Here is a 23,831-nt window from a genome sequence, read left to right on the forward strand (position 1 = left end):
ATTATTTTTCATATTTTTGCAAAGCATGCATTATTAAAGGCATGTTATTTTACTTCCCTTCCACAAGAAGTATGTATTAAGGATAGGCGTGCACCTATCCTTTTTTTATATCTGTTTTTTTCAAAATGAGAACTAATCAAACTTTTTGGTTATCCAAATTGGTTTCCCAATCTGGTTTACCAAATATATATTAATATATTGTTAAAAAAAAATTATTTGATAAAAAAATAGTGCTTTTTATTTGAAATTCTTAAAAAGCACTATTTGATTTGTAATTATTCGAAAGTTTAGGCTTAATCGCTTACAATACAACCATTACTATTACTAGCAATAATGGGTATCTAAAATTATTTAAAAGCTCTACTTTCTTATGTTAGTAACTTATTTAGAATCTTTATCTCCAAAATAAGACACACCATTGCCACTTAAAAAATCTTCTCTAACAGGGCTAAATGTATCTATTAACATTCCTTCTTCTAAACAAACAGCGCTGTGTAGTAAATTTGGTTCTATATAAACGCCATCTCCTGCTTCTACAATTTGCTTAACGCCATCAATTTCAAATTCAAATTTACCCGAAACACAATACGTAGCTTGCGTATGAAAATGCTGATGCGGTGATCCTAAAGCACCCTTTTCAAACTTCACTTTTACCATCATAATTTGGTTATCATAACCCAAGAATTTTCTAGATACTCCTCCGCCTAGTTCTTCCCATTCCAAATCTTTACTAATGATGTATTTTTTACTAAATCGATCCATATTTTAATGTATTTAATTACTATTGTTATTCTTGAATTTGTAAATCGCCAACCCCAGTCCAGGTAAACGTTGTATTATTAATTTTCACTGTGTGTTTTTTATTTGAAGAGGCATCCGTATTTGCCATTAAAAAGATAAACTCTTTTTCACTTTTTAATTGAATTTTAACAGCCGTATATGCCTCTGTATTATACAGTACGCCTACCATTTTAACACTTGTAAAAATATCCTGTGCCAATTCGCTTACAGTACTGTAACTGCCATGCGGCTCTATAACCGATGCAAAAACCGTTTCTTGTGCCTGCTTTCTGACTATAAAAGTTGGATCTGGACGTAAATTATATTCGGGATCGTTAGCTCCTATTCTTGCAAAAAGCAAATCATCGTTCTTGGTAGTTGCTGTTGTTAAGGTGAAAAACGTGTTGCTATTTCGCCAAGTTAATTGTGCACTACCAGATGTACTGGTGCCCTGCCCTTCTAACCATAAATGCTGATAGCCATGGGCTTTGCCTAAGGGCGATAGAGTTGATGATTTTGTATACTCAAAATTAGTTGAAATAATTTGTCCCAAATAATAAAATGGCATATCGAATTGATGAGCCGCTTTGGCCTTCACGCGCATAATATCCAGAATGATAGGTTGTTTTAAAGTCGGCTCGTTTATCATAACCATAGTTCTGTGCAATGCTGTTCCTGAATACGCATTGTTTTCTTTAGCGCTAGCTATTTGAATATCTGGATTACTAGTGTCGAACACATACATATCTGAATGATACTGACTACCAATACTATAATCGCCATTAAAATGAGAGATCTCGTCTTGAACTACCGTATTATGAGCTATGGTTTGCTTGGCCCAAGTTTTATTTTCCTTTAAGTATCCGCCTCCATTTTTTTGTTCAATATTTACAAAACGCGCCAAGCCGTAATCCTGAATAATTTCGTTACCGCCCTGAAAAAGTGAAAACGATAATTTATCGTAATGCCCGTGACTTAAACCTTGGGCAGCGTTTTTCATAACTAAAGTTAAAGGAGTTCCTTTATTAGACCTCAAAATAGCGATGGCACCTTGATCTCCGTTAGCCCCATCGGTTAGCAATAACGAAGTTTTAACAAATGGTTTTGCTTTTCCTAATGCAACATCGGTAGCCACAGCTAAACCTGTTTGGTCTAATTGCACACGACCTTGCGATTGGGCAACAGATAGTAAACTTGGGTTACGGTTTCCATAATAATATGCAATATTTACCGCCGACACTAAGGATCCCGAAAAAATGGACATCCCTTTTTGTGCATCGTTAAGTGCAAAAAACTCTCCGTCGGCATCGGTTAAATTCAATAAAGCCTCTACACCTTTTAATAACACACTGTCTTTATATTGAAAAGGAGCTATTTCTGGTTTTACATTTTGTAGTGCTTCTGCAAAAATCATAAACGGATACATGGCATAACGCTGGTAGTAAGGCCCTTCGGTATAATACCCATCTGGCGAAAACGGCTCTTCTAAATTGGCTAAAAATCCTGCCTTTTGGCCTTCAATAAAAATATCGCCTCCATCGTTATCTTTCGCTCCTTTTTCTAATTGTGCATTCGGAATACCATATAGTGCTCTGCTAATTAACGCGTCGTCCTGCATTACTAAGCCAATCATTCCCACAGCAACATTACCCCAAGTACTATGATTGTGAATGCGATTAAAAAACTGTGGCGTTTCGATTGATAAAAAATCGGCCATAGGTCTAAACACATTTGTCTCTAAATACCGAACCTCTTTTTTTGTTAAAAACGGGTAGATACAATCGTAAGCCTGACTGGTATATACCAACCAGTTTGCATCGTTTAAGCATTGCCAAAATAATTTACCTCGCGAATACGAACGCTCTTCTGGGTGCCTTGGCAAGTTAGGATACATTTTAGCATAGGCCATTAACATATCGCGTACATATATAGCATAAGTGTTATCGTTTAAAATTTGAAACAACACTCCTGCTTTTTGCATGGTAAGATAATTCAGTTTATGGCGCTCGTGGGTATACCCGCCAGCCATATCTTTAGGTATAGGTACCTGTATGCCCTCTGCTATTTGTGCATCTACAAACTTTTTTGCTTCGCTTAACGATGCATCAAACAACGGCACGTTTCCTAATGCTTTTTTAATATCCTGAACCCCTTGCTGTGTTAAAATTAAGTTAGGATGCTCTTGAGACATAACTTGCACCGCCAAAAAGAAACTACAAAAGCATATGATGTTTTTTAAATAAACCATGAGTTGTTAATTGTGTAATACACCTAAATCTTTTCCATCTGTTGCTTTTCCCTTTAACGGAGACGCTTTTGGTAATTTAAACGCATCGGTATTTACAAATTCAGGATTTACATTTAAATTATCCTTTACCGTATATTTTTGGTCGCCTGTAACCCGCATGTCGTCTGCTTGATAAAAGTTATTACGAACAACGTTAACAATAGGCTCGCCTACTACCAAATGCATATCTATGGCTTTTGTATGATCGAAAATGTTGTTTGTAATGTCTATTTCTTGAGCACCGTATAAAGAAACAGCAGCGTTATAAGCATTTCGTTTTCCAAAACCGATATTATGAAACACATTATGCTCCATTTCTAAAAATGGTCCAAAAGTACTTTCGTCTTTACCTCCACGGTGTAACCTAAGCACCGCACCTTCAACATCAGAAAAACTGTTGTTTTTTAAGATCACGTATTCGGCATTGTAAATACCAATATTATCGGTCTCTTTATCTAAAGCCATAATATGGCCAGAAATATTTTTAAAGGATGAATTTGTAACACTAATAGTATCGGCAAATGTATTTTTATACACTTTTAATACATCGTAAGAATGATTAACATCTAAGTTTATAACCTCGCAATTATTTATAAATAACTTATAATTGTTATTCATAGAATATTTACTCGTAGCAATTAAAGCATTCCCCGAATAATCTGGTGCTTTTTTACCGTCGAATTGAATGCCCTCTAAACGTAAACTACCTCCGTTTTTAATTTCGAACAACGATTTCTTTTCAAATAATACTTCTGGTTTTTTATCGGATTTCGATACAAACGATATGGGCTTATCTAAAGCAATCGTTTTCGTTTCTACATAAGGCTGATCTGTTGTTGTTAACTCGATGACGTCACCAGCTTCAGCTTGTTTTACAGCATCAAATAAAGTATTCATTCCAGCTTTGACTTGAATGGTTTTACCTGAATTTAAAAGCACATCGGTATCGGCTTTCGAATACCACGATGCACCTGTATTATCTTTAGTCGCTATATCGTCGGCAATAGTAACCTTTTGTTGTAATGTTTCTGAAACTGGAATTAAGTACCCTCTGTCGTCTTCCTCTAAAGTAAAATCTACAGGATTGAATCCTGATGTAATACCCGTAACGATATTAGGACTTATACTATTATTTTTAAATGTAATGCCACTAATATCGTCGTAAATAGTAAACAACGAATCGCGTGTAGCGTGGTAAAAAATATTATCCTCCATAATAGAATTGATAGGCGTGGCGCTGCGCTCGGCATCGCTACCAGCACACAGCTGAATATGGTCGCAATTCACGAAGGTGTTGTTTTTTACAACTGCATCTTCTACTTGATGATATCTGTTAATTGGTGAATTAGGCACGCCATTCATAATCACAAAAGCACCTCTAAATCTGTAACCGGTTAAACCTTCGGCATAATTATTAATAACGGTTTGTTGTCCGTTAATTATTCTAATACCTCCTGTGCTTGGTTTATTATTACCTAAAAACACATTGCCTTCAACCAAAGTTTTGCTCCCATGGCGCATGGTTAGTGTACCTGTACATTCGTAAAACGTGTTGTATTTATAAGTGTTAGATCCCGATTTGTTCGAAATAATTTCATGTTCGCCATTACATCTGTCAAAATAATTATAAGCAACAGTTGTTTTAGAATCTTTTAAAGAATGATGGCTGGTACCTATACGAAGTGTTTCACCGCCATTAGCCCCTAAATTTGGTCGCGGGCCAAAATAATTATGATCGATTAAATGATTGTTTTCTAAACTAGCTTCAGTAGTTAAACGTACTGCCATTGTAACTCCCAAGTTACGTTTTCCTGCAAAGTGGTTATGGTCTACCCTATTGTTTTTTCCGTAAAGTGCAATCCAATAATCTTGTTCGTGACGTTCTGGGTTACTATAATTATCAATTACGCATTCTGTTAGCCTTACATGATTTGCTAAAGTTTGGTCATCTTTTTTAAACTCAATTACACTACTTGTTGGCGTGAATCCGTTTTTAAATACCAATCCTTTTATTATTAAATGTTCGCCAGCAATTTTTAAATAAGAATGACCTTCTAAAATAACTTTTCCTTTATCTTCTACAGTTAAAGTAATTGGGTTTTCTTTAGTGCCATGCGCTTCAAAAATTAATTCGGCATCGGTCCAAACGCCATTAGCAAGAACAATCTCATCACCTGGTTTTGCATTGACAACCTTAGTATTAAATGCTTCTACATTACTAACAAGATCTTTAGATGTACTGGTTTTGGTATTACACGCCGTTATGAATACGGCTGTACAACATAATGCTAGTACAATCTTACTAAACCCCCTCACTTTCAAACGAATATTTACTGACATATATTAAATAATTATTAACTGGTTTACCAAATTGGTTGACCAAATATATGTATAATTATATATGTTGCCAATTTTTTTTATTTTTTTTAATGAATTTGATAAAATAATGCCTTAAAAAGCAACAATAACATAAAAGGCTAATCTGGTCGCTACATGAGAAATCATTAATTAGTATATATTGATTTGGAAATAAAAATCCAGATAATGCTATCATTTTTAAGACAAACTAAATTAAAATAGTTTAACTTAATCTGTTGTATCCCAGCACACCTAATAGTATAACAACATAAGTATATTTCCTTTAACCATCTTATGTCAAGACAAATTAAGTACACTATTCTAGATGCCAGAATGATAAACCACGAGATCTAATACCTCTTAAGCAATTCAACATTTTAAAAAGATAGAATATTCGTTAAACGTAATTTCTTCTCAATAAAGCAGGCATTATATCCCTCAAACTCACAATTTTTAACATTTTACGATATCCCAAATATTTTAAGGGCTTAGCAAGCGATTTGATAAAATAATAGAAACTAAAATATCAAAATCACTTTTTTTAACGAAAAAATAACATATATTTGGTAAACCAAATTGGATAACCAAATTGGATAACCAAAAAAAAACAAACAACAATTAATTAAAAAAAGAATAAGCCATGATTAAAAATCCAGATTAGATTTAAACACACTACCCGCAAGGTTCTGGTAACACCAAAGCACTTGCAAATGTTATGTTTCGTTTTTTAAGTATTTCATTCTATAAAAATACCAGAGTAAAACAGTAAGGATAACCAAACCACATCCTAAAACGGAAAAAACATTTTAAAAAGCGATATCTACATCGCAACTGATTAACAACAATTAACAAGTCTAATACAATTAACAAAACTAATAATGAATTTAAAAACTCAATGTATTGCACTCGCGCTGCTTTTTTTTAATGTAGCGCTATTTGCCCAAACGGGTTACAACATTACAGGTCATGTAGCCGACGCTCAAAATGTTCCTATTGCAGGAGCTAATATCCTTATTAAAGGTTCGTCCACTGGTACGTCTACCGATTTCGATGGTAATTTTGAATTGGAAGTAAAGTCTGGAGACGTACTTCAAATCTCTTATTTAGGTTATGTAACCCATACAGTAACTATAACGGACCAAAATCCTGTAAAAATCACCTTGGTAGAAGATGCTAGTCAACTAGAAGAAGTTGTGGTGGTTGGGTATGGTACTCGTAAAAAGAGTGATATAACGGGATCTGTAGCTTCAGTAAAATCCGAAGAATTAACGGCTTACCCAACATCAAATGCAGAGCAAGCCTTACAAGGTCGCGCTGCTGGTGTGGTAGTACAATCCAACAATGGTGGCGAACCAGGAGCACCAATAAATATTAAAATTAGAGGAAATACATCCATTAATGCAAGCAGTAACCCACTTATAGTTGTAGATGGTTTTGTTGGCGCCGCCATGCCACAGGCTAACGATATTGCTTCTATGGAAGTTTTAAAAGATGCCTCGGCTACCGCTATTTACGGTTCCAGAGGTTCTAATGGTGTTATTTTAGTAACCACAAAAACAGGAAAATCGGGTCGGTTAAATATTGAGTTTAACAGCTCGTATGCTATACAAAATACAGCTAATGAAATTGATTTATTAAATGCCGATGAATTTGCAAACTATCAAAACGACATTAGAGCCAATACAGGAAATACAAGCCCTTACACCCAAGGTTCGGGCAATACCAATTGGCAAGATTTAATTTACAGATCTGGAAACACTCAAAATTACCAATTGGCGTTTTCGGGAGGTTCAGAAAAAATTAAATTCTATGCTTCTACCAATTATTTTGGGCAAGACGGTATCGTTATCAATTCTGATTTCGAAAAATTAACATTCCTATCGAATATTGATGCTCAAGTTTTCGACAATTTAAAATTAGGAATGAACCTATATGGTAGTAGAGATGAAAAAAATGGAGCCGCCACACAATCGGATGGATCGGTTTCTGCCGGTGGAGACGATGTTATTACTCTTGCCATGAGATATGCACCAGATCAGCCTGTGTACGATGAAGACGGTAGCTATAACTCTGGTAATTCTGTTGGAGATCCAGTAGATAACCCATATGCTGTGGCTACCGAAAGAATAGACGAAAATAAAACCGATGATTTTAGAGCCAACTTGTTTGCCGACTGGGATATTATTGAAAGCCTATCGTTTAGAACTACATTTGGTTTTAGCACACAAAACAGAACCAGAGGTATTTTCTCGCCATCTACCTTAGAAGTTACAGCTGGCGGTATAGATGGTCGCGCTTCGGTACAAAACAATAAAAACACACAAGTACTAAGCGAAAACTATTTAACCTATTCCACAACAATAGGAAAAGGAGACTTCACATTAATGGGAGGATATTCTTACCAGAAATCGGTTTCTGAATATTATTATATGGAAGCAACAGGATTCTTATCTGATACCTTCTCGTATTACGGATTTGGCTCGGCCACAAATATTTTACAGCCAGATTCTACTATTTCGGAAGTAGAAATTCAATCACAATTTGGCCGTTTAAACTACGATTGGGACGATAAATATTTATTTACTGCCACCGTACGTCGCGATGGGGCATCGAACTTTGCCGAAAATCATAAATACGCCATTTTTCCTTCTGGAGCTATTGGTTGGAAAATCTCTAACGAAAATTTCTTAAAAGACAGCAACACGATTTCTAACCTAAAATTAAGAGCCTCTTATGGGGTTACAGGTAACCCTTCTATCGGGGCATACGAGTCTTTAGCTAGAATTGAAGGTATTTACGCTTCCAGTAACGGAGAAACAGTTAGTGCCGTTACACCAGACCGCCCAGGTAATCCAGACTTAAAATGGGAATCGTCTTACCAAACCAACTTTGGTTTAGATTTTGGCCTGTTAAGCAACCGAATTAATATGTCTTTCGATTATTATAATATCAATACCGAAGATTTAATTTTAATAAACAATGCCCTTCCAGAATATGCAGGATATTTAGATGACGAAATTTTAACTAATGTTGGTGAAATTAATAACCGTGGATTTGAATTCGCATTAAACACCATAAACATTTCTAACGAAAACTTTACTTGGAGTACCGATTTTAATATTGCCTTTAACCGAAATGAAGTGGTGAGTCTTGTAGGCGGATTAGATTATTTTGGTAATGCGGCACCATCTTATTTCTCGCACGACAGAAGTTATGTATTAAGAGAAGGCGAAGCGGTTGGCTTATTTTGGGGTTACGATTATGCTGGTGTTTACCAAGGTGGTAATGTACCTGCAGGAACAGCAACTTTACCAGGTGGTGTTGCTGGAGATCCTCTATTTGCCGATTTAGATGACAGTGGCGATATTACCGAAGCAGACAGAACAACCATTGGCGATCCTAACCCAGATTTTACTTGGGGCTTTACCAATAATTTTACATTAGGAAACTTCGATATGAATATTTTCTTTCAAGGTTCTCAAGGAAACGAAATATTTAACATGACCAATGTTCAATTAACCAACGGAGATGCCAACACTACCAGAGATAACTACTACTCGGCATGGACTCCAACAAATACCGACACCAACACACCTAGAGTTGGTAACAACAGTAACAGAGAAATTTCGTCTCGTTTTGTTGAAGACGGAAGTTATGTAAGGCTAAAAAACATAGCAATAGGCTACACATTTGCATCCGATGTATTAGATAATATTGGAATAGAAAGATTAAGACTTGCCATAAGTGCGCAAAACCTATTAACATGGACCGATTACTCGGGCTTAGATCCAGAAGTAAACTATTTTGGTTCCGAAGGCAACAACAACTTCTCGTCTAACACTGCACAAGGTTTCGATTTCGGAAACTATCCAACAGTTAGAACAGTAACCTTTAGCCTTAATTTGAAATTTTAATACTTAAATAGAAACACACAATGAAAACATATAAATATTTATTTCTGTTATTGATAAGCCTATCAATAATTGGATGTTCAGATTTAGAAGAAGAGCCAGTTGGTATACTTGCTCCCGAAGGATTTTTCTCCTCTATGGCCGATGTGCAAGCTGCTGTAGATGGTTCGCTTACGCATGCCATAAACGAAAAAATATGGGGTCGAAAGTTATCAATTGCATTAATGCTACGTTCAGACATGGTAAGCTTAGCTTCAAACGAAACCAGAAGGGTTGAAATGGAAGAACTTACTACCTTAGCTAGCAACGGTATGTTAAGCGAATTTTGGCCTAGAATATACCAAGGTATTGCCGCTGCTAACCTAGCCATTTCTGGCGCCGAAAGCGTTAGTGCCGAAGAATCCATTAAAAATCCAGTAGTAGCACAAGCTTATTTTACAAGAGCGTTCTACTATTTTCACTTAGTACGCTTATTTGGCGACATTCCATACATAGACGGTCCGTTTACCGAAGCAGATTTAACAATAGGTAAAACACCTGTAGCCGAAGTTTACGAAAAAATAATTGCCGATCTTGAATTTGCAGAAACTTGGTTACCAGAAACGACTGCCTCGGCTGCAATTCCATCAAAAGGTGCAGCGACCTCGTATTTGGCTTTAGTTTACCTAACAAGAGCTGGCACAAGCAATACTGCAGATTTTCAAAAAGCCTATGACTATGCTACACAAGTTATAAATAGCGGTATGTACGCTTTAGATAGTAACTACCAGAATTTATTTAATGCCAATGTTATTGACGCATCTCCAGAACCTATTTTTGCATTAGATTACAACAACGTTGAAGCCGAAGACAATGCTTACGACCAAACTGCACCTATGACAGGTATTAGAGGAGACGACCGTAACGACGGTGGCGGATGGTCTGTAGCCGTACCATCTTTAGAAGTGTATACCACTTGGGATGCTGGCGATTATAGACGTGCCGTAAGTTTAGACGATGAAGCCAATATTAATGGCACCTATGTTAATTACACACAATTTGATATTAGTGGTCATCAATTCGCTAAAAACGTACCATACATCGCAAAATACATGCGCTACCCTGGACCTTACGCACGAATTAACGCCAGAGCAACAAGTCATAATTATTCTATGATACGCTATGCCGAAGTATTGTTAATTGCTGCAGAAGCTGCTGTAGAATTAGGCAACAACGCAGCTGCTCTAGATTATATTAATCAAGTGAGAGCTAGAGCAAGAATGGGTGGTGCCTACAAAACAGGAGCAGATATTGAAAAAACGTTTCCTGCAAGTCCAGTTCCAGCAAACCTAACGGGTACAGTTACCATAAACGATGTACTGGAAGAACGCCGATTAGAATTAGCTTTCGAATGCAAACGATGGTACGATATCGTACGACGACAAATTGGAGACCAAGCCTATGGCCCTAACGGTTTAGAAGGGAATAAAGAATTCTTTACCGCCGACGATTACTTATTACCATTACCAGAAGATGAGTTAGAGCGAAACCCTAACTTACTACCACAAAACCCTGGTTACTAATTAACCAGTACCATAAACACGTAGTTAATATTTGTTTGAATTAGTCTGATAATTTTGCTAGCCTGTAATAGGGCTAGTAAAATTATTTAATACCTCTTTTAATCTTATTGAAGCGTTTTCTAATACAAAAACACTAGCCCGATTCATTTTAAGCGGAAATAATAAGCGCCCATGAAATTCGAAATCCTTACCAAAAACGAAAATCAAGAAATCCTAAACAGCATCATCACACAAATCCGGGATCTCATCATCTATAAAAATTTAGAGCCAGGCGATAAACTTCCTTCGGAACGCACATTATCAGAGAAGTTTGGTGTAAGCAGAAACAACATCCGCGAAGCGATTCAAAAATTAGAATTTTATGCTTTATTAAAATCCAAACCCCAAAGCGGTACTTTTGTGGCCGACATTGGTCAAATTGCATTAAATGGCATTATTGAAGATATATTAAGATTGGAAGAACCCGATTTTAGATCGCTAGTCGAAACCAGAATATTTTTAGAATTAAAAACTGTAAAACTAGCCGCAGAACGGAGAAAAGCCGAACATGTACTTCAAATAAAAGAAGCTCTAGACGCTTATACCGATAAGGTACTTAAAGAAGAAGACGCGGTACATGAAGATTTACTATTTCATTTGGCCATAGCAAGAGCTAGCGGTAACAGCACCATTAACACTTTAATGCTCATGATTACTCCCGAAATAATTACTAATTTCGAAAACCATCATGTCTGCGACAAAAACATGGCATTTATTGGCATTCAAGAGCATACAGATATTTATGAGGCCATAAAATCTCAACAGCCGGAACTTGCAGAGCAAACCATGAAAACGCATTTTAAAATGTTATATCAATATTGTAACACCTCCTCCGAAAAATAATAGCTAGTCTTTTATTTATCATCAAAGCATTTATAAAAACCCTCATATACAAAATATTCCAAGTACTAATTTTTGAACTTTATTAACCGCCTTCTACAAAAAAAAGCATATCCTATTAAGCGTAAATATTAAATTAAAATAACGAGGTCGTCTAAAAATTACTTTTTAGACGACCTCGTTGATTAGTGCCACTATAATTTCACTTTACAACTATCTTACTCGTTATCTGTCGTTTAGAAAGTGTATATCCTTTTAAAACATAAATACCTTTAGCCATATTTGAAACATCTAAAACATTGTTAGAGACACTTGTACTGAGTACTTTTTTTCCTAGAACATCATATAACTCTACAGTTTTAAGATCATCTGATCCATGACTTTTAAAATGCAATAAATTAGTGGTTGGGTTTGGATAAATTTGGAAATTTACGTTCGAAAATTCTTCTGTAGACAGAGTACCTTCAACCAGTGAAAAATTATCATAAAACACTTCAGTTTCTTCATTGATAGAACTTAAAGATCTAACATACACCACAACAAAGGTATTGGTTGCTGTAAAAGTGACTGAATTTAATGTAAATTCATCGTAATCATCCGTAATCATCATAAATCCGTCTACACTCTCATCAGATTCCCCGTTAGCATTAATGCCGTCTTCTCCCGTAATTTCGGTATTTAAAAGATACACTTCTGAAGGAGTATCCATAGCCTCTGAGCGTGATTCTACAGAAAACGTATATTCATTGCCAATGGTAAGGCCTTCAACCTTTTGATATAGGCGACGGGAACTTCCTGTGATGGCGGGGCTACCGTCATCATATAATTTAACTCCTCTGGTACCGTTGTTTCCACTACCGGTAGCGCCCAGTTGTTCGTCTATACTCCCTGCCTCACCTAGATAGTAAATTTCTAACCAATCTTCTAAAACATCGTTATCCCAAATGGCTTGATATGGACTTGCTAAAGCATTCCCCGTTTCATCCAAAATTTCATCATTTGGCGTCATGTCGTAAGCATCAGCATTATCTGATGTACTTCCCATACTGCCTTCGCTTGTTCCGTGGTCATCGCATGTTGGATTCAACATTAGGTTTGTTTGACTCCATCCGAAATTAAAAGACAAACACAAAATCAAAAAAAGTAAATCGTTTTACAACGTTGTCTGGCAAAAAGTAATTTTGTTTTCATATGAATTGTTTTAATGGTTTAAACTCAAATTGTAATACTTTACATAGGAAAAGGCATTGGGGTCTGTAGTTCCTAAATAATTACCAGCTTTGAAATAATTTTCAAAGGGCCATTTTTCAAGACTTATGTCTTCGTACACATATGGCGAATCATCATTAAGTTGTACTTCTATTCGAGCATCTGAGGCTGAGATCCTGAAATCAAAAACATCATGACCTACATACCCTAGGTTCACTTTAATATCGGCCCAAGTCCTGTCATAAACACCATATAAATCAAAGCCTTCAGTAGCTTCATCAACTAAAGATTTTTTATGGCACCAGATATAACCATCCTTCCAATATATTTTAATTAGCGGTGGCCCATTGTTGCCTTTAAAACCATATGTATCCATATCTTCTTCGGAAATAATACCATGGATTTGCATGACTATAACCCAATGAAATTCGTCATTAGAAGATATGTTTTCTGAAACACTTTCTACTTTTAGCTTACCTGTCATTTCGCCACCTTCTAACAAAGTCCAATTATCTCTGGCATTGGCAGGATTGATTAATTCACGTAACTCCGTTCTCGAATAAGAACTGTTGGCTGTAGAGGTTTCTGGATAGGTATAAAAAACAATGGAAGCATCGCTGGTATCATCATACATAAAAGGTTGTATAGACCGGAGCGATCTATACCCCTTGTTGATTAGTTGTGATGGCTGATACTCGTCTGGACTACCATTATCATTGGCATCTATGGGCAATGTTAATTTCCAGTTTGAAAAATCAATATTAGCATAGGTTACTTCCTCAACTGGTTCTATAATAACCTCCTCAGATTCCTGGTTCACGGAACTAGGACTACTATCATCCGTTTGGCAAGACCCAAAAAAAGCAAAAGCAACAATATAAATGAGGCTTTTAATACCACTTTCAATCACTAAAAAAGTTTGACTTATCATATTTTATTAATTGGTTCTCCAATCTGGTTTACCAAATATATATGTTTTTAAATAAGAAACAAATTATTGCATTAATAATTTATTTTATGTGGTTTTTAAAAAACATCCATAATTATCGCAATTATTTTTAAATTATTCTCATTTATATACTAAAAACAAGCAATGATAAAGGAATAGGAAGGAAATAAAAATCGTTATAAGGGAGCATAAAAAATGATCCATGATTCTGAAATTGCATCACTCATTGTTTTTTTGAAACCTCTAAACTCCTTTAATTACAAAACGTATATTAAACATTTTGACAAAACTAAACCATCAGTTAGTTTTGTTTCAACAACAAACAATACATGCCAAGAGTCAAAAAATATAATGAACAAGAGGAGATTGAAAAAGTCATGAATTTGTTTTGGAAACAAGGCTTTAAAAGTACTTCTATGAACATGCTAGAGAATGAAATGGGCATTAACAAAATTTTCTATTTACTCTAGCTTTTGCAGTAAAAGCGAGCTTTTTTTAGAAAGTTTAAATTGTTATAAGAAGAAATTAAATCAATTACTTAGTTGCTTAAAATAAAACTCGAGTAATATTGAAGATATCAAACAATATTTTTATTGCTTTATTGATTTTTAACAAGATGCAGGTATTAAAAAGGTGTTTAATAACCAATACAGCTGGAGAACTTAGAGAAGATACCGATGCACAAATTAAGCAAACCCTAAAACAGTTTACTGAAGATGTGAGAGCCATTTTTGCCAATATTTTAAACAAAGATCTTAGCAAAAGTCAAGAAATGGTACAAAAACAAGCCGACTATTTAATCATTCCATGTTTGACTTCTCAATGACTTCCATGATACTTAGTCCATCGCAATTAGACAATTATATATAGAACATATTTACAAACCTTTAATATTTTTTGAAACATAACTGACTGACTTTTTAGATAAGGTATTAATTAATAAAAACAACCTTTATGGATACAACAAAAACAAGCGAAACACTAAAAATACACACTATCGAAACAGCTCCTAAATATTCTTATATTAGAATATTTGTCACTTTATTTCTTGATATACTTCCTAGAATTTAAAATAATTACATTTGATAGTTAATAATTAAAACACACTCCATTTTACGCCTTCAAAAAAACTACATTCCCTGTGTTAACATCGTAAAATGCTAATCTTCCATTTTTATCTTTGGGCACATTATTTACAGGCAAGTATCTACCTCCTAATATTAAGTTTTTAAGTTCTCCTATATCTTTTCTAGAAGCTGGTTTATTCTCTTCTGATGTAAACATAGATTTCATCATGTCGTATGAAACATTACCTGCAAAGTTTTCTCCCACACCAGCCCAAGTCATCCCCTGCTTTTTAGAACTTGTTTCCTTTGTTTCTTCTTCTACAACTGCTGGTTCATTTACAGGCTTGAGGCTTGTTTCTTTCTGAGGTTTGTTTTGTTTTAGTTGCCAGCTACTACTTCTACAAGAGTTGCTGCAATATTTTTGAACTCCCCTACGTTTTGGTATATATTCCTCGCCACAATTCAGGCAAATTTCGTGTTTTCTCATATTTAAGCGTAAATTAAACGTTTAATTGACGTATAATTTCATTTTCCCAACGTCTAACCTATACTGAATATTGATCGTAAAAGTTCCTTTTCAGCTGCATTTTCGGTGATTAGTGGCTCTTTTTTTGATCGCTTTTTAGGTCGTTTTTCACTTAGAGCTGCTAAACCATCTCCTTTATCTAGGTTGGATTTAGATGTATCTTGACCTAACATAACAGGAAATTTAGGTACTGTATTTCCTTTTTGCTCCCCTTTTATAAAATCAAAAATACTCGCTTCTAACTGTTTTGATTTATTATAATTACTATAGGGAATTGCCGATTCATCTTTGTAAAACTGTTTAATAAGTGTCTCGAAATGCTTTTTATAATACTCATGCTGTAAATTAAACAGGTTTTGCATTTCTGAATGGTCATTCTTTATGACATGCAGATTTTCCAATAACCAATGGCATATGTAGCATACACAATCCACCTGTTCAAAATATTTATCCAGAATATAATTAAACTCAAATTTTGACACCTCATGCTTTGCTCTTAAAAGTTTAAAAATATTCTCCTCCAGTTTCAAGGGCTTTTGCTAAACAAAATTAGTTTCCGCACTATTATATGGGACAAGCCCTTTAAAATAGTCTATAATATAGGCCTCTTCGTAAAAGTTCATATCTTTAAAGACCTCTATTTTATCTATTATACGTCTCGTGTGCTCTGCATCGGAAACAAAAAATAACAGCTCCATATAAAGATTAGTTACTAATCCATTATAAAAATCCTGTAAGGTATTATTTGTACTCATGGGTAGGTTTTAGCATTGCAGAATAATCTTCTGGTAACTCGGCATCAATATCCCTTAAATATTTTTCTAAAGCGGACATAGAGGAATGTCCTGTAATTAGCATCAGTCTACTTTTTGCTTCAAAAGGTGACGATTCTTTAACTATGGCTCGATAGAGTTTTGTAATATAGGTATGTCTAAAACTATACAGACCATAATCTGTTCCTAGGTTAAAATGATCCTTTACAATGCGCTTAAAACGTTTTGAAAAGTAGTCGCGTTTATTATTTAAAGCCGTATCCCACTCCCCTCCTATAGCATCGGGTGTAAACAGAAAATCTTCGTCTTTAAGACCTGTTAAATCTGGCAAATCATTCCATAATAATTCTGGGATTATTTTAGTCTTTAAAGGGCTGTTTTTAGCCTTAAAACGAATGGTTCGTGTATTTACATCAATATCTTTTACCTGAAGTCTACAAACCTCAATTGGCCTTAAAAAATTATAGGAAATGAACTTGATATACAATAAAAGAACAGGATCCGTTTTTTCTAAATGCTCAAAAATAGCCTCCTGTGTTTCCTGTGAATAGGTTTTATTGCGCTCTGGTATGGTTTTTAATACGGGTATCTTTTTAATGAAATTATCTGTTATTATTTCATTATCCTCCAACAACTGAACAATACTACTCAAATCCGTTCTATAGTTGTTTCTGTTTCTCGGACTGGTTTTCACCAAGACATCATTTAAAAATGCTGAAAATAGTTTTTTAGTGAGTTGATCGATAGTTTTTACTTCAGGATGAACCTCAGCTAACCAATTGAGAAAAAACTCAACTCTCCCCTTATACCCTCGTAATGTTGTTTTACTAACTAATTTTTCTTTAAGGTTTAGCGAAAAATCAAAAGCAGAACGTAACGTTTGCTTAGGTTCGGATGGAATAGCTTCAACCTCTTCACTTTTTGTTTCTTTAACAATAACAGCTGCTTTTTCTTCCGTCTTTTTGGCTTCCGTTTGTACTTCTGAGTGCTCGTTTTCCGAATTTAATTTGTTGTAGAGTTCGGTATTGTCTTCAAAAGGATTGTAGCCTTGCTTCAATAATTTGATTAAAACTTTTCGGTAAACGGTTAAAATTTCTAAGCGCTGCTCTTTAGTTTTATAAGTATTGGCTTCTCCATAAAACGGTGTCACTCGTTTTAACATTCCTGTTTCTGGATGGCGATAGGAAAAATAAACGTACCAACGCTTACTTAAATCTCCTTTTGCAGTGTAAATTTTGGGGATGGAAAAATTCTTTTTTTTGGGCAAATCGTATGCAGTTTCGTATTCACTTTCGTATGCAAATGTAATAAATTGCTGAATTGTAAGCATAAAAAAACGGTTTAACAGAAGCTAAACCGTTTGTTTTCACATATTTAAAATCGTAGCGAGACCGAGATTTGAACTCGGGACCTCTGGGTTATGAATCCAACGCTCTAACCAACTGAGCTACCTCGCCATTTTTTTGAGAGTGCAAATATAACAACAATATCAATCTATGCAAACATAAAATCACAAAATATTTTTTTTATTAAATTAGTTTAAATCTTATTTAATTAATGTATATATTGAGCACATAATTTTTTGAACGAACACATGGAAGATAAAATTAAATTTGAACTTGAATTCCCAATACACGCTTCGCCGTCGCTACTCTATCAATACATATCAACACCTTCAGGCTTATCAGAATGGTTTGCAGACAATGTAAATTCTCGTGGCGAACTTTACAAATTTATATGGGACGGTGCCGAAGAACAAGCCAAATTACTAAGCAAAAAAAGTGGAGAACGTATTAAATTTAAATGGTTGCACGATGAAGATGAACCGTATTATTTCGAGCTTCGTATTCAAGTTGATGAAATTACAAAAGATGTTTCGCTTATTATTGTAGATTTTTCTGAAGAAGATGAATTGAATGAAACAAAAATGCTTTGGGAAAATCAAATTTCAGATTTAAAACATGTCTTAGGCTCTGCTTAATCGATTTTTCATGATATTTAAAGTATATTTGCCCGAAACTTATTCGGGCTTTTTTATGATTAATTTTAACGGAAACATTCAAGAAAACACCACCACTTTATCTATAAACAATAGAGGTTTTGCTTACGGAGATGCTTTATTTGAAACCATAAAAACATCTTATGGAAAAATACTGTTTTGGGAAGATCACTATTTTAGACTTATGGCATCCATGCGCATTTTACGTATGGAAATCCCCATGAACTTTACCATGGAGTTTTTAGAAGAACAAATAAAAAACACGCTTGAAGCCAACCAATTAACGAATAACTCTGCCCGAGTAAAACTTACTGTATTTAGAAACGAAGGCGGATTATATTTGCCAGAAACAAACAACGTAAGTTTTATTATTACCACAAAAGCTTTAGAAACCGATTTTTACACCATCAATACAGCAACTTACGAAGTCGATTTATTTAAAGATTACTACATTTCGCCTAGCTTACTTTCTACTTTAAAAACCACAAATAAAGCTTTACATGTAGTCGGTAGTATTTATGCAAAAGAAAACAAACTCGATAATTGCCTAATTTTAAATACCAACAAACATGTAGTAGAAGCCTTAAACGGAAATATTTTTGTTGTTAAAAATCAAACTATAAAAACAGCACCTTTATCTGATGGTTGTTTAAAAGGTGTTATGCGTACTCAGGTTATCGAAGTTATAAAAAGTGTGCCCGGTTACACGTTGATTGAAGATTCTATTTCGCCTTTCGAATTACAGAAAGCTGATGAAATATTTATAACTAACACCATTACGGGCATACAACCTATAAGTAAATACCGTAAAAAAATATTTACAAATGTGGTTTCAAAATCATTGTTACAAAAATTGAATGTAAAAATACGCTTGGGTTAGTTATAACTTGGATTTTCTGGAGCATTAGACCAAATACTGTATTCCCCACCAAACTCTAACATTTTTTCTTTCCAAAACGTTTCGTAATCTTTTTCAATAATGTCTTTTTGGTATACGTTTTCGGTAACCACCCACGAATTTATGCGCAGCTCTTCATCTAATTGTTTGCTGTCCCAACCTGAATATCCTAAAAAGAACCGAATGTCTTTTTCTTGTATTTGGTTATTCGCAATAAGATCGGCTACAACATTAAAGTCGCCCCCCCAATAAATCCCTAAAGATATTTCTATACTATCGGGTATTAGCTCTGGAACTTTATGAATAAAATATAAATTATCCTGCTCAACTGGTCCGCCATTATAGACTTTAAAATTGGCATCGATATCCGGTATAAGGTCTTTTATCGTATAATCTAAAGGCTTATTTAAAATAAAACCTATAGAGCCTTCATCGGTGTAATCTGCTAAAAGAACTATTGAGCGATTAAAAGATACATCACCTATTATTGATGGTTCCGCGATTAACAAATTACCTTTTTTTGGTTTAATTGTAATCATATGTCATAGGAATTTATAATTAAATCTAATATTATTTTTGTTAAAATCCAATATTTGTAGTCATAATAATAAAAAAGCCTTCTTTAAAAGAAGGCTTTTTATAAGTATAAATGATGTAAATGATTAGTTTACAGCATCTGATAATTCTGATCCAGCTTTGAATTTTACTACATTTTTAGCAGCAATTTGAATAGTCTTTCCTGTTTGAGGGTTACGTCCTTCTCTTGCAGCTCTTTGAGATACTGAAAAAGAACCAAATCCTACTAAAGATACTCTTTTACCACCTTTTAATGCACCTCCTATTTCGGTAAGAGCACTTTCTAATGCTTTTTTTGCAGCTGCTTTAGAAATTCCTGCAGCTTCCGCCATTGCATCGATTAATTCTGTTTTGTTCATAATTTTAAATTTAATTATTAATAAATCGTTGGTTAAACATTTGGTTAAATCCTTTACAAATTTATACGGATTACCCAACCACGCAAGTAATAGCAAGGGAAATACACCTATTTGTTAATAACTTAACACATTTGTTAATAAAGACCATGTATTTCGTCGATATTTTAGTAAATCGAGCAATAATAAGGGTTTACAGCATTTTTGCTCCGTTTTTGAATTCGTAGCCGTTTAATAAGTCTGTTGCACTCATATTTCGTTTCCCTGGCAACTTCATAAAGTGGATTAAAATAAAACCGCCTTCTGCAGCTACCCGTATTTCTTTTTTACTACAAATGATGGTTCCTACTGCTAAAGTGTGTGTTTCTAAAACTTTCGACACCTCGTAAATTTTCACATCTAAAACCTCTTCTCCATTTTGTAATATGCACCAAGCCGCGGGGTAGGGACTTAAGCCTCGTATTTTATTATAAATAGTATCTATAGGCGCTGCCCAATCTATTTTACAATTATCTCTATTTAGTTTATACGCCGTTTTTAAATCGGCATCATCTGTTTGCGGAATCGTTTTTACTGTTTCTGCTTCTATTAGTTTAACAGTGTCGAGTACTAACTGACTACCAACACGCATTAATTTATCGTGTAATTGCCCTACATTCTCATCGGCTTCAATAGCAACTTCTTTTTGAAGAATCATAGCACCCGTATCTATTTTTTCGTCTATAAAAAAAGTAGACACACCTGTTTTAGTTTCCCCGTTTATTATCGCCCAATTAATAGGTGCAGCTCCGCGGTAATTTGGCAACAAGGATGCATGCAAATTAAAGGTGCCCAATTCTGGCAAATTCCAAACTACTTTAGGCAACATTCTAAAAGCAACTACTATTTGTAAATTAGCCTGTAAGCCCTGTAGTGTTTTTAAGAAATCTTCGTCTTTTAAATTAGTTGGTTGTAAAATATTCAAGTTTTGCGACTCGGCATATTGTTTAACCGCACTTTGGTTTAATTTTCTACCACGACCCGCAGGTTTGTCTGGAGCTGTAATTACCCCCACGATATTATAATTGTTTTCGACTAAAGTTTTTAATGTATCTACCGCAAAATCGGGAGTTCCCATAAAAACAATTCTTAAGGTTTTCATTTTAGTATATGTTTAAAATCGTAAACGCCTTTTACAGGTTTAAATATGAAATAATTTATATGTATTTGTTTTTGTAACCGCTATTATTTGATGTTCTAACAATTGTGTTATTACTTTAAGAACATCGGATTCTTTACTCTTGAGAAGCGCTGCCAAATCTCTAGACGATAAATCGCCGTGTTCTAAAGCTGTAATAATTTGCTTTCGCAATGCGGCCAAATCTACTTTCGCTTGTGGTTTTGCACTAACACAAACCGAGCAAATGCCACAGGGTTGCACCTCCTTTTCTCCAAAATAAGTTAACAATTGTACCGTTTTACACATTGTATCGTCATCGATATACTGCAAAACACTTTGTACCTGCTTTTGTTTTAAATTATTTTGCTGCTCTATAATATTAGCAATTCTATTAATGGTATTATTGTCTTCTCTAGGCTGAATAAAAGTTACTTGAGCATCGGTTTTAGATTGTTGTAAAGTAATAATATCGTCTTTAGCCAAAGCATCTAAAGCACGCATTAAAGTGGCTTCTGGTATAGACGCTTTATCGGCAATTAAAGTAGTATTTATTTTTGTAGGATGCTCGAAAATACCACCGTAGGTTCTTAAAAGTGATTTAACGACTAATTGTAATTCGGTATGCGTATCTAAATAATGAAACAAAGCTGCATTGCTTACTGTAAATTGAAGCAAGGTTTTATTATTAAATTGTTTAGACAATGCTATAACACTGGTTCTGTCTAACAATTGCAGGGCATTAAAAGCCATAGTTCCGTTAAACTGATACGCCTTACAAAATGCGTTAAAACTAAAATCGTGAGTGGTTAATGCGCCTTCTCCAAAAGAAATCTGACAATAATTACACAATTTACGATATACCTGTTTTATAAAATCTATACTTGGTAAAACATCCAAAAACTGATTTTTAACCAATTCTACATCACTTTTATTCTTTAAAATTACTGCAAATGCCTTATCTCCATTTCTACCCGCACGACCAGCTTCCTGAAAATAACTTTCTAAACTCTCTGGTAAATTTAAATGAATAACGGTTTTAACATCGGGTTTATCTATACCCATACCAAATGCATTCGTGGCTACCATTACTTGTATTTTATTAGCCAACCAATCGTTTAAACGGTCTTCTTTTTCGGTTGTGCTTAAACCCCCATGAAAAGCTGCTGCACTAATACCTTTAGCACTTAACAACTCCGATATTTCAAAAGTTAGTTTTCGGCTTCGCACATAAATGATAGATGAACTCTTGTATTTTTTTAAAATCGATTCTACTCGGTAGTATTTATCATCTTCGTGAAATACCATGTAGGCTAAATTAGGCCTGTAAAACGACTGCTTAAAAATTTTAGGCTTAATAAAGTCGAGTTCTTTTACAATATCGTCTACCACCAAAGGCGTGGCCGATGCTGTTAATGCCATACAATTGGCTGTAGGCTGTAATTCCCTTAACAAGGTTATATTTTTATATGCAGGTCTAAAATCGTTACCCCATTGCGAAATACAATGCGCCTCATCTACGGCAATAAGGCTTACATTCATTTGTCTAATACGAGCCTGCACTAACTCTTGCTGTAAACGTTCTGGCGAAATGTACAAGAATTTATAGTTACCATAAATACAGTTATCTAACATGGTGTCTATTTGGTTATAAGACAAACCGCTTGTAAGAGCCATGGCCTTAATACCTTTATCCTGTAAAACACGTACTTGATTTTTCATTAAGGCTACTAAAGGCGAAATAACTATGCAAACCCCTTCTTTTACTAACGCTGGAATTTGAAAACACATCGATTTTCCGCCTCCTGTAGGCATAAGCACAAAAACATCTTCGCCTGCCAAAGCTGCCTGTATGGCTTCTTCTTGAAATGGCCTAAACGCCGTAAAGCCCCAATAACGTTCTAATATTTTTATGGGATGTTGCATTACACCGCTTGTATAACTTTTAGTATATAATCGACACGTTTTTCAACCGTATCGAAAGGCACATCTAACAGCTTGTAATTAAACGCTGAGTAGGTATTTACCAAAGCTTCATGAATTTCTAATGCCTGATCAAAATTTTCGTAACGCACAGCATCACTTTGATAAATCGCTTTCCAAGGCTTTAAAATGAAAACCACATCGTATGTCATTTGCTTACAATCCGATGTAAACTGATTGGGATACACGTCTCCAATATAATCCATATATGCCAAAACGTCGTGCACCCCACGATCTAAAAACACATACGGCGTTTTTAAATTTTCTGCTTCCTGAAATTGCTTTTTCCGACCTTCCAAAAGGCGCTCACTAAATAATAAGGGTTCTGTTAAAAACAGTTGTTCTACGCCTTCTGCTCTCGCATCTAAAGTTACTTGCCTAGATATTTCTTCCAAACATGTGTAGCCTCTTTTAGATAACGCATTTATAATAGACGATTTTCCTGTTCCAGGACCTCCTGTTATAACAATTTTTTTAGTGTTCAATTTGGCAAGGTTTTGGTTGTAAAATTCGTAATTTAAATCAGAAATAAAAAATGCAAAGCAAATAGTATCTTTGCGTC

General features: G+C 34.7%; 20 protein-coding genes and 1 tRNA gene. 6 read left to right on the plus strand and 15 right to left on the minus strand.

The features are described 5' to 3' along the window. Window positions 1–381: 381 nt before the first annotated feature. The 3 genes from ACR9EA_RS11500 to ACR9EA_RS11510 are packed head-to-tail and all read right to left on the minus strand — an operon-like array spanning window position 382 to window position 5,407. The gene (locus tag ACR9EA_RS11500) at window positions 382–762 is read right to left on the minus strand and encodes a cupin domain-containing protein (protein ID WP_435133073.1); all 381 of its coding nucleotides are present in this window, start codon (window positions 760–762) and stop codon (window positions 382–384) included. A 25-nt stretch (window positions 763–787) separates the two neighbouring features. Beyond that, on the minus strand, window positions 788–3,028 hold the full coding sequence (locus ACR9EA_RS11505; protein ID WP_435133075.1) for an alginate lyase family protein: 2,241 nt from the start codon (window positions 3,026–3,028) through the stop codon (window positions 788–790). Between the two features lie 6 nt (window positions 3,029–3,034). Beyond that, window positions 3,035–5,407: a chondroitinase-B domain-containing protein gene (locus ACR9EA_RS11510; RefSeq protein WP_435133078.1), complete on the minus strand. Its 2,373-nt coding sequence runs from the start codon at window positions 5,405–5,407 to the stop codon at window positions 3,035–3,037. An 896-nt stretch (window positions 5,408–6,303) separates the two neighbouring features. Here ACR9EA_RS11510 and ACR9EA_RS11515 point away from each other — a divergent pair. From ACR9EA_RS11515 to ACR9EA_RS11525, 3 genes are all read left to right on the plus strand, one after another. Continuing rightward, window positions 6,304–9,339, plus strand: a complete 3,036-nt coding sequence (locus ACR9EA_RS11515) for a SusC/RagA family TonB-linked outer membrane protein (protein WP_435133081.1) — start codon at window positions 6,304–6,306, stop codon at window positions 9,337–9,339. Window positions 9,340–9,359: 20 nt separating this feature from the next. Next, window positions 9,360–10,898 (plus strand): RagB/SusD family nutrient uptake outer membrane protein, encoded by a 1,539-nt coding sequence (locus ACR9EA_RS11520; protein WP_435133084.1) that lies wholly within the window; start codon window positions 9,360–9,362, stop codon window positions 10,896–10,898. A gap of 171 nt (window positions 10,899–11,069) precedes the next feature. Continuing rightward, the gene (locus ACR9EA_RS11525; protein WP_435133086.1) at window positions 11,070–11,780 is read left to right on the plus strand and encodes a FadR/GntR family transcriptional regulator; all 711 of its coding nucleotides are present in this window, start codon (window positions 11,070–11,072) and stop codon (window positions 11,778–11,780) included. A gap of 199 nt (window positions 11,781–11,979) precedes the next feature. Here the strand turns inward: ACR9EA_RS11525 and ACR9EA_RS11530 are convergent, their stop codons facing one another. Both ACR9EA_RS11530 and ACR9EA_RS11535 read right to left on the minus strand, forming a co-directional pair. Continuing rightward, on the minus strand, window positions 11,980–12,867 hold the full coding sequence (locus tag ACR9EA_RS11530; RefSeq protein ID WP_435133089.1) for a T9SS type A sorting domain-containing protein: 888 nt from the start codon (window positions 12,865–12,867) through the stop codon (window positions 11,980–11,982). A 111-nt stretch (window positions 12,868–12,978) separates the two neighbouring features. Beyond that, complete coding sequence (locus ACR9EA_RS11535; RefSeq protein WP_435133092.1) at window positions 12,979–13,917, minus strand: polysaccharide lyase family 7 protein; 939 nt, start codon at window positions 13,915–13,917, stop codon at window positions 12,979–12,981. A gap of 634 nt (window positions 13,918–14,551) precedes the next feature. On the opposite strand from ACR9EA_RS11535, the gene ACR9EA_RS11540 reads away from it, so the two are divergent. Continuing rightward, window positions 14,552–14,761, plus strand: coding sequence for a hypothetical protein (locus ACR9EA_RS11540; protein WP_435133095.1), 210 nt, complete (start codon window positions 14,552–14,554; stop codon window positions 14,759–14,761). A gap of 287 nt (window positions 14,762–15,048) precedes the next feature. On the opposite strand, the gene ACR9EA_RS11545 is transcribed toward ACR9EA_RS11540, so the two are convergent. The 5 genes from ACR9EA_RS11545 to ACR9EA_RS11565 form a co-directional block, all read right to left on the minus strand. Beyond that, a complete protein-coding gene (locus ACR9EA_RS11545) occupies window positions 15,049–15,489 on the minus strand; it encodes a hypothetical protein (RefSeq protein ID WP_435133097.1) in 441 nt (146 codons plus the stop codon). Window positions 15,490–15,542: 53 nt separating this feature from the next. After that, on the minus strand, window positions 15,543–16,058 hold the full coding sequence (locus ACR9EA_RS11550; RefSeq protein WP_435133098.1) for a hypothetical protein: 516 nt from the start codon (window positions 16,056–16,058) through the stop codon (window positions 15,543–15,545). 9 nt (window positions 16,059–16,067) lie between these two features. Next, the gene (locus tag ACR9EA_RS11555) at window positions 16,068–16,283 is read right to left on the minus strand and encodes a hypothetical protein (protein WP_435133100.1); all 216 of its coding nucleotides are present in this window, start codon (window positions 16,281–16,283) and stop codon (window positions 16,068–16,070) included. Further along, window positions 16,270–17,631: a tyrosine-type recombinase/integrase gene (locus tag ACR9EA_RS11560; RefSeq protein ID WP_435133102.1), complete on the minus strand. Its 1,362-nt coding sequence runs from the start codon at window positions 17,629–17,631 to the stop codon at window positions 16,270–16,272. The genes ACR9EA_RS11555 and ACR9EA_RS11560 overlap by 14 nt, the downstream gene beginning before the upstream one ends. 53 nt (window positions 17,632–17,684) lie before the next feature. Further along, window positions 17,685–17,758: transfer RNA gene (locus ACR9EA_RS11565), tRNA-Met, on the minus strand. Window positions 17,759–17,895: 137 nt separating this feature from the next. On the opposite strand from ACR9EA_RS11565, the gene ACR9EA_RS11570 reads away from it, so the two are divergent. After that, a complete protein-coding gene (locus ACR9EA_RS11570) occupies window positions 17,896–18,282 on the plus strand; it encodes an START-like domain-containing protein (RefSeq protein WP_435133105.1) in 387 nt (128 codons plus the stop codon). A 55-nt stretch (window positions 18,283–18,337) separates the two neighbouring features. After that, complete coding sequence (locus ACR9EA_RS11575; protein WP_435139868.1) at window positions 18,338–19,180, plus strand: aminotransferase class IV; 843 nt, start codon at window positions 18,338–18,340, stop codon at window positions 19,178–19,180. Here ACR9EA_RS11575 and ACR9EA_RS11580 read toward each other — a convergent pair. The 5 genes from ACR9EA_RS11580 to ACR9EA_RS11600 form a co-directional block, all read right to left on the minus strand. Next, on the minus strand, window positions 19,177–19,737 hold the full coding sequence (locus tag ACR9EA_RS11580; protein WP_435133108.1) for a YqgE/AlgH family protein: 561 nt from the start codon (window positions 19,735–19,737) through the stop codon (window positions 19,177–19,179). The two genes, ACR9EA_RS11575 and ACR9EA_RS11580, sit on opposite strands and share 4 nt — an antisense overlap. A gap of 123 nt (window positions 19,738–19,860) precedes the next feature. Further along, a complete protein-coding gene (locus tag ACR9EA_RS11585; protein WP_435133110.1) occupies window positions 19,861–20,133 on the minus strand; it encodes an HU family DNA-binding protein in 273 nt (90 codons plus the stop codon). A 190-nt stretch (window positions 20,134–20,323) separates the two neighbouring features. Then, complete coding sequence (gene fmt / locus ACR9EA_RS11590; protein ID WP_435133112.1) at window positions 20,324–21,271, minus strand: methionyl-tRNA formyltransferase; 948 nt, start codon at window positions 21,269–21,271, stop codon at window positions 20,324–20,326. Between the two features lie 39 nt (window positions 21,272–21,310). Beyond that, entirely contained in the window at window positions 21,311–23,212 is a 1,902-nt protein-coding gene (locus ACR9EA_RS11595; RefSeq protein ID WP_435133115.1) for a RecQ family ATP-dependent DNA helicase, read from the minus strand. Next, window positions 23,212–23,754, minus strand: coding sequence for an AAA family ATPase (locus ACR9EA_RS11600; protein ID WP_435133116.1), 543 nt, complete (start codon window positions 23,752–23,754; stop codon window positions 23,212–23,214). Before ACR9EA_RS11600 ends, ACR9EA_RS11595 begins: the two co-directional genes overlap by 1 nt. Between the last annotated feature and the right edge of the window lie 77 nt (window positions 23,755–23,831).

This window comes from Formosa sp. A9 (assembly GCF_051200825.1).
GTDB lineage: Bacteria > Bacteroidota > Bacteroidia > Flavobacteriales > Flavobacteriaceae > Formosa.

Bases quoted from the DNA above. Each gene is read 5' to 3' on its own strand.
- ACR9EA_RS11595 (WP_435133115.1), bottom strand. From the start codon at position 23,212: ATGCAACATCCCATAAAAATATTAGAACGTTATTGGGGCTTTACGGCG.
- ACR9EA_RS11585 (WP_435133110.1), bottom strand. From the start codon at position 20,133: ATGAACAAAACAGAATTAATCGATGCAATGGCGGAAGCTGCAGGAATT.
- ACR9EA_RS11570 (WP_435133105.1), top strand. From the start codon at position 17,896: ATGGAAGATAAAATTAAATTTGAACTTGAATTCCCAATACACGCTTCG.
- ACR9EA_RS11525 (WP_435133086.1), top strand. From the start codon at position 11,070: ATGAAATTCGAAATCCTTACCAAAAACGAAAATCAAGAAATCCTAAAC.
- ACR9EA_RS11575 (WP_435139868.1), top strand. From the start codon at position 18,338: ATGATTAATTTTAACGGAAACATTCAAGAAAACACCACCACTTTATCT.
- ACR9EA_RS11535 (WP_435133092.1), bottom strand. From the start codon at position 13,917: ATGATAAGTCAAACTTTTTTAGTGATTGAAAGTGGTATTAAAAGCCTC.
- ACR9EA_RS11505 (WP_435133075.1), bottom strand. From the start codon at position 3,028: ATGGTTTATTTAAAAAACATCATATGCTTTTGTAGTTTCTTTTTGGCG.
- fmt (WP_435133112.1), bottom strand. From the start codon at position 21,271: ATGAAAACCTTAAGAATTGTTTTTATGGGAACTCCCGATTTTGCGGTA.
- ACR9EA_RS11545 (WP_435133097.1), bottom strand. From the start codon at position 15,489: ATGAGAAAACACGAAATTTGCCTGAATTGTGGCGAGGAATATATACCA.
- ACR9EA_RS11510 (WP_435133078.1), bottom strand. From the start codon at position 5,407: ATGTCAGTAAATATTCGTTTGAAAGTGAGGGGGTTTAGTAAGATTGTA.
- ACR9EA_RS11580 (WP_435133108.1), bottom strand. From the start codon at position 19,737: ATGATTACAATTAAACCAAAAAAAGGTAATTTGTTAATCGCGGAACCA.
- ACR9EA_RS11520 (WP_435133084.1), top strand. From the start codon at position 9,360: ATGAAAACATATAAATATTTATTTCTGTTATTGATAAGCCTATCAATA.
- ACR9EA_RS11530 (WP_435133089.1), bottom strand. From the start codon at position 12,867: ATGTTGAATCCAACATGCGATGACCACGGAACAAGCGAAGGCAGTATG.
- ACR9EA_RS11500 (WP_435133073.1), bottom strand. From the start codon at position 762: ATGGATCGATTTAGTAAAAAATACATCATTAGTAAAGATTTGGAATGG.
- ACR9EA_RS11555 (WP_435133100.1), bottom strand. From the start codon at position 16,283: ATGAGTACAAATAATACCTTACAGGATTTTTATAATGGATTAGTAACT.
- ACR9EA_RS11540 (WP_435133095.1), top strand. From the start codon at position 14,552: ATGCAGGTATTAAAAAGGTGTTTAATAACCAATACAGCTGGAGAACTT.
- ACR9EA_RS11560 (WP_435133102.1), bottom strand. From the start codon at position 17,631: ATGCTTACAATTCAGCAATTTATTACATTTGCATACGAAAGTGAATAC.
- ACR9EA_RS11515 (WP_435133081.1), top strand. From the start codon at position 6,304: ATGAATTTAAAAACTCAATGTATTGCACTCGCGCTGCTTTTTTTTAAT.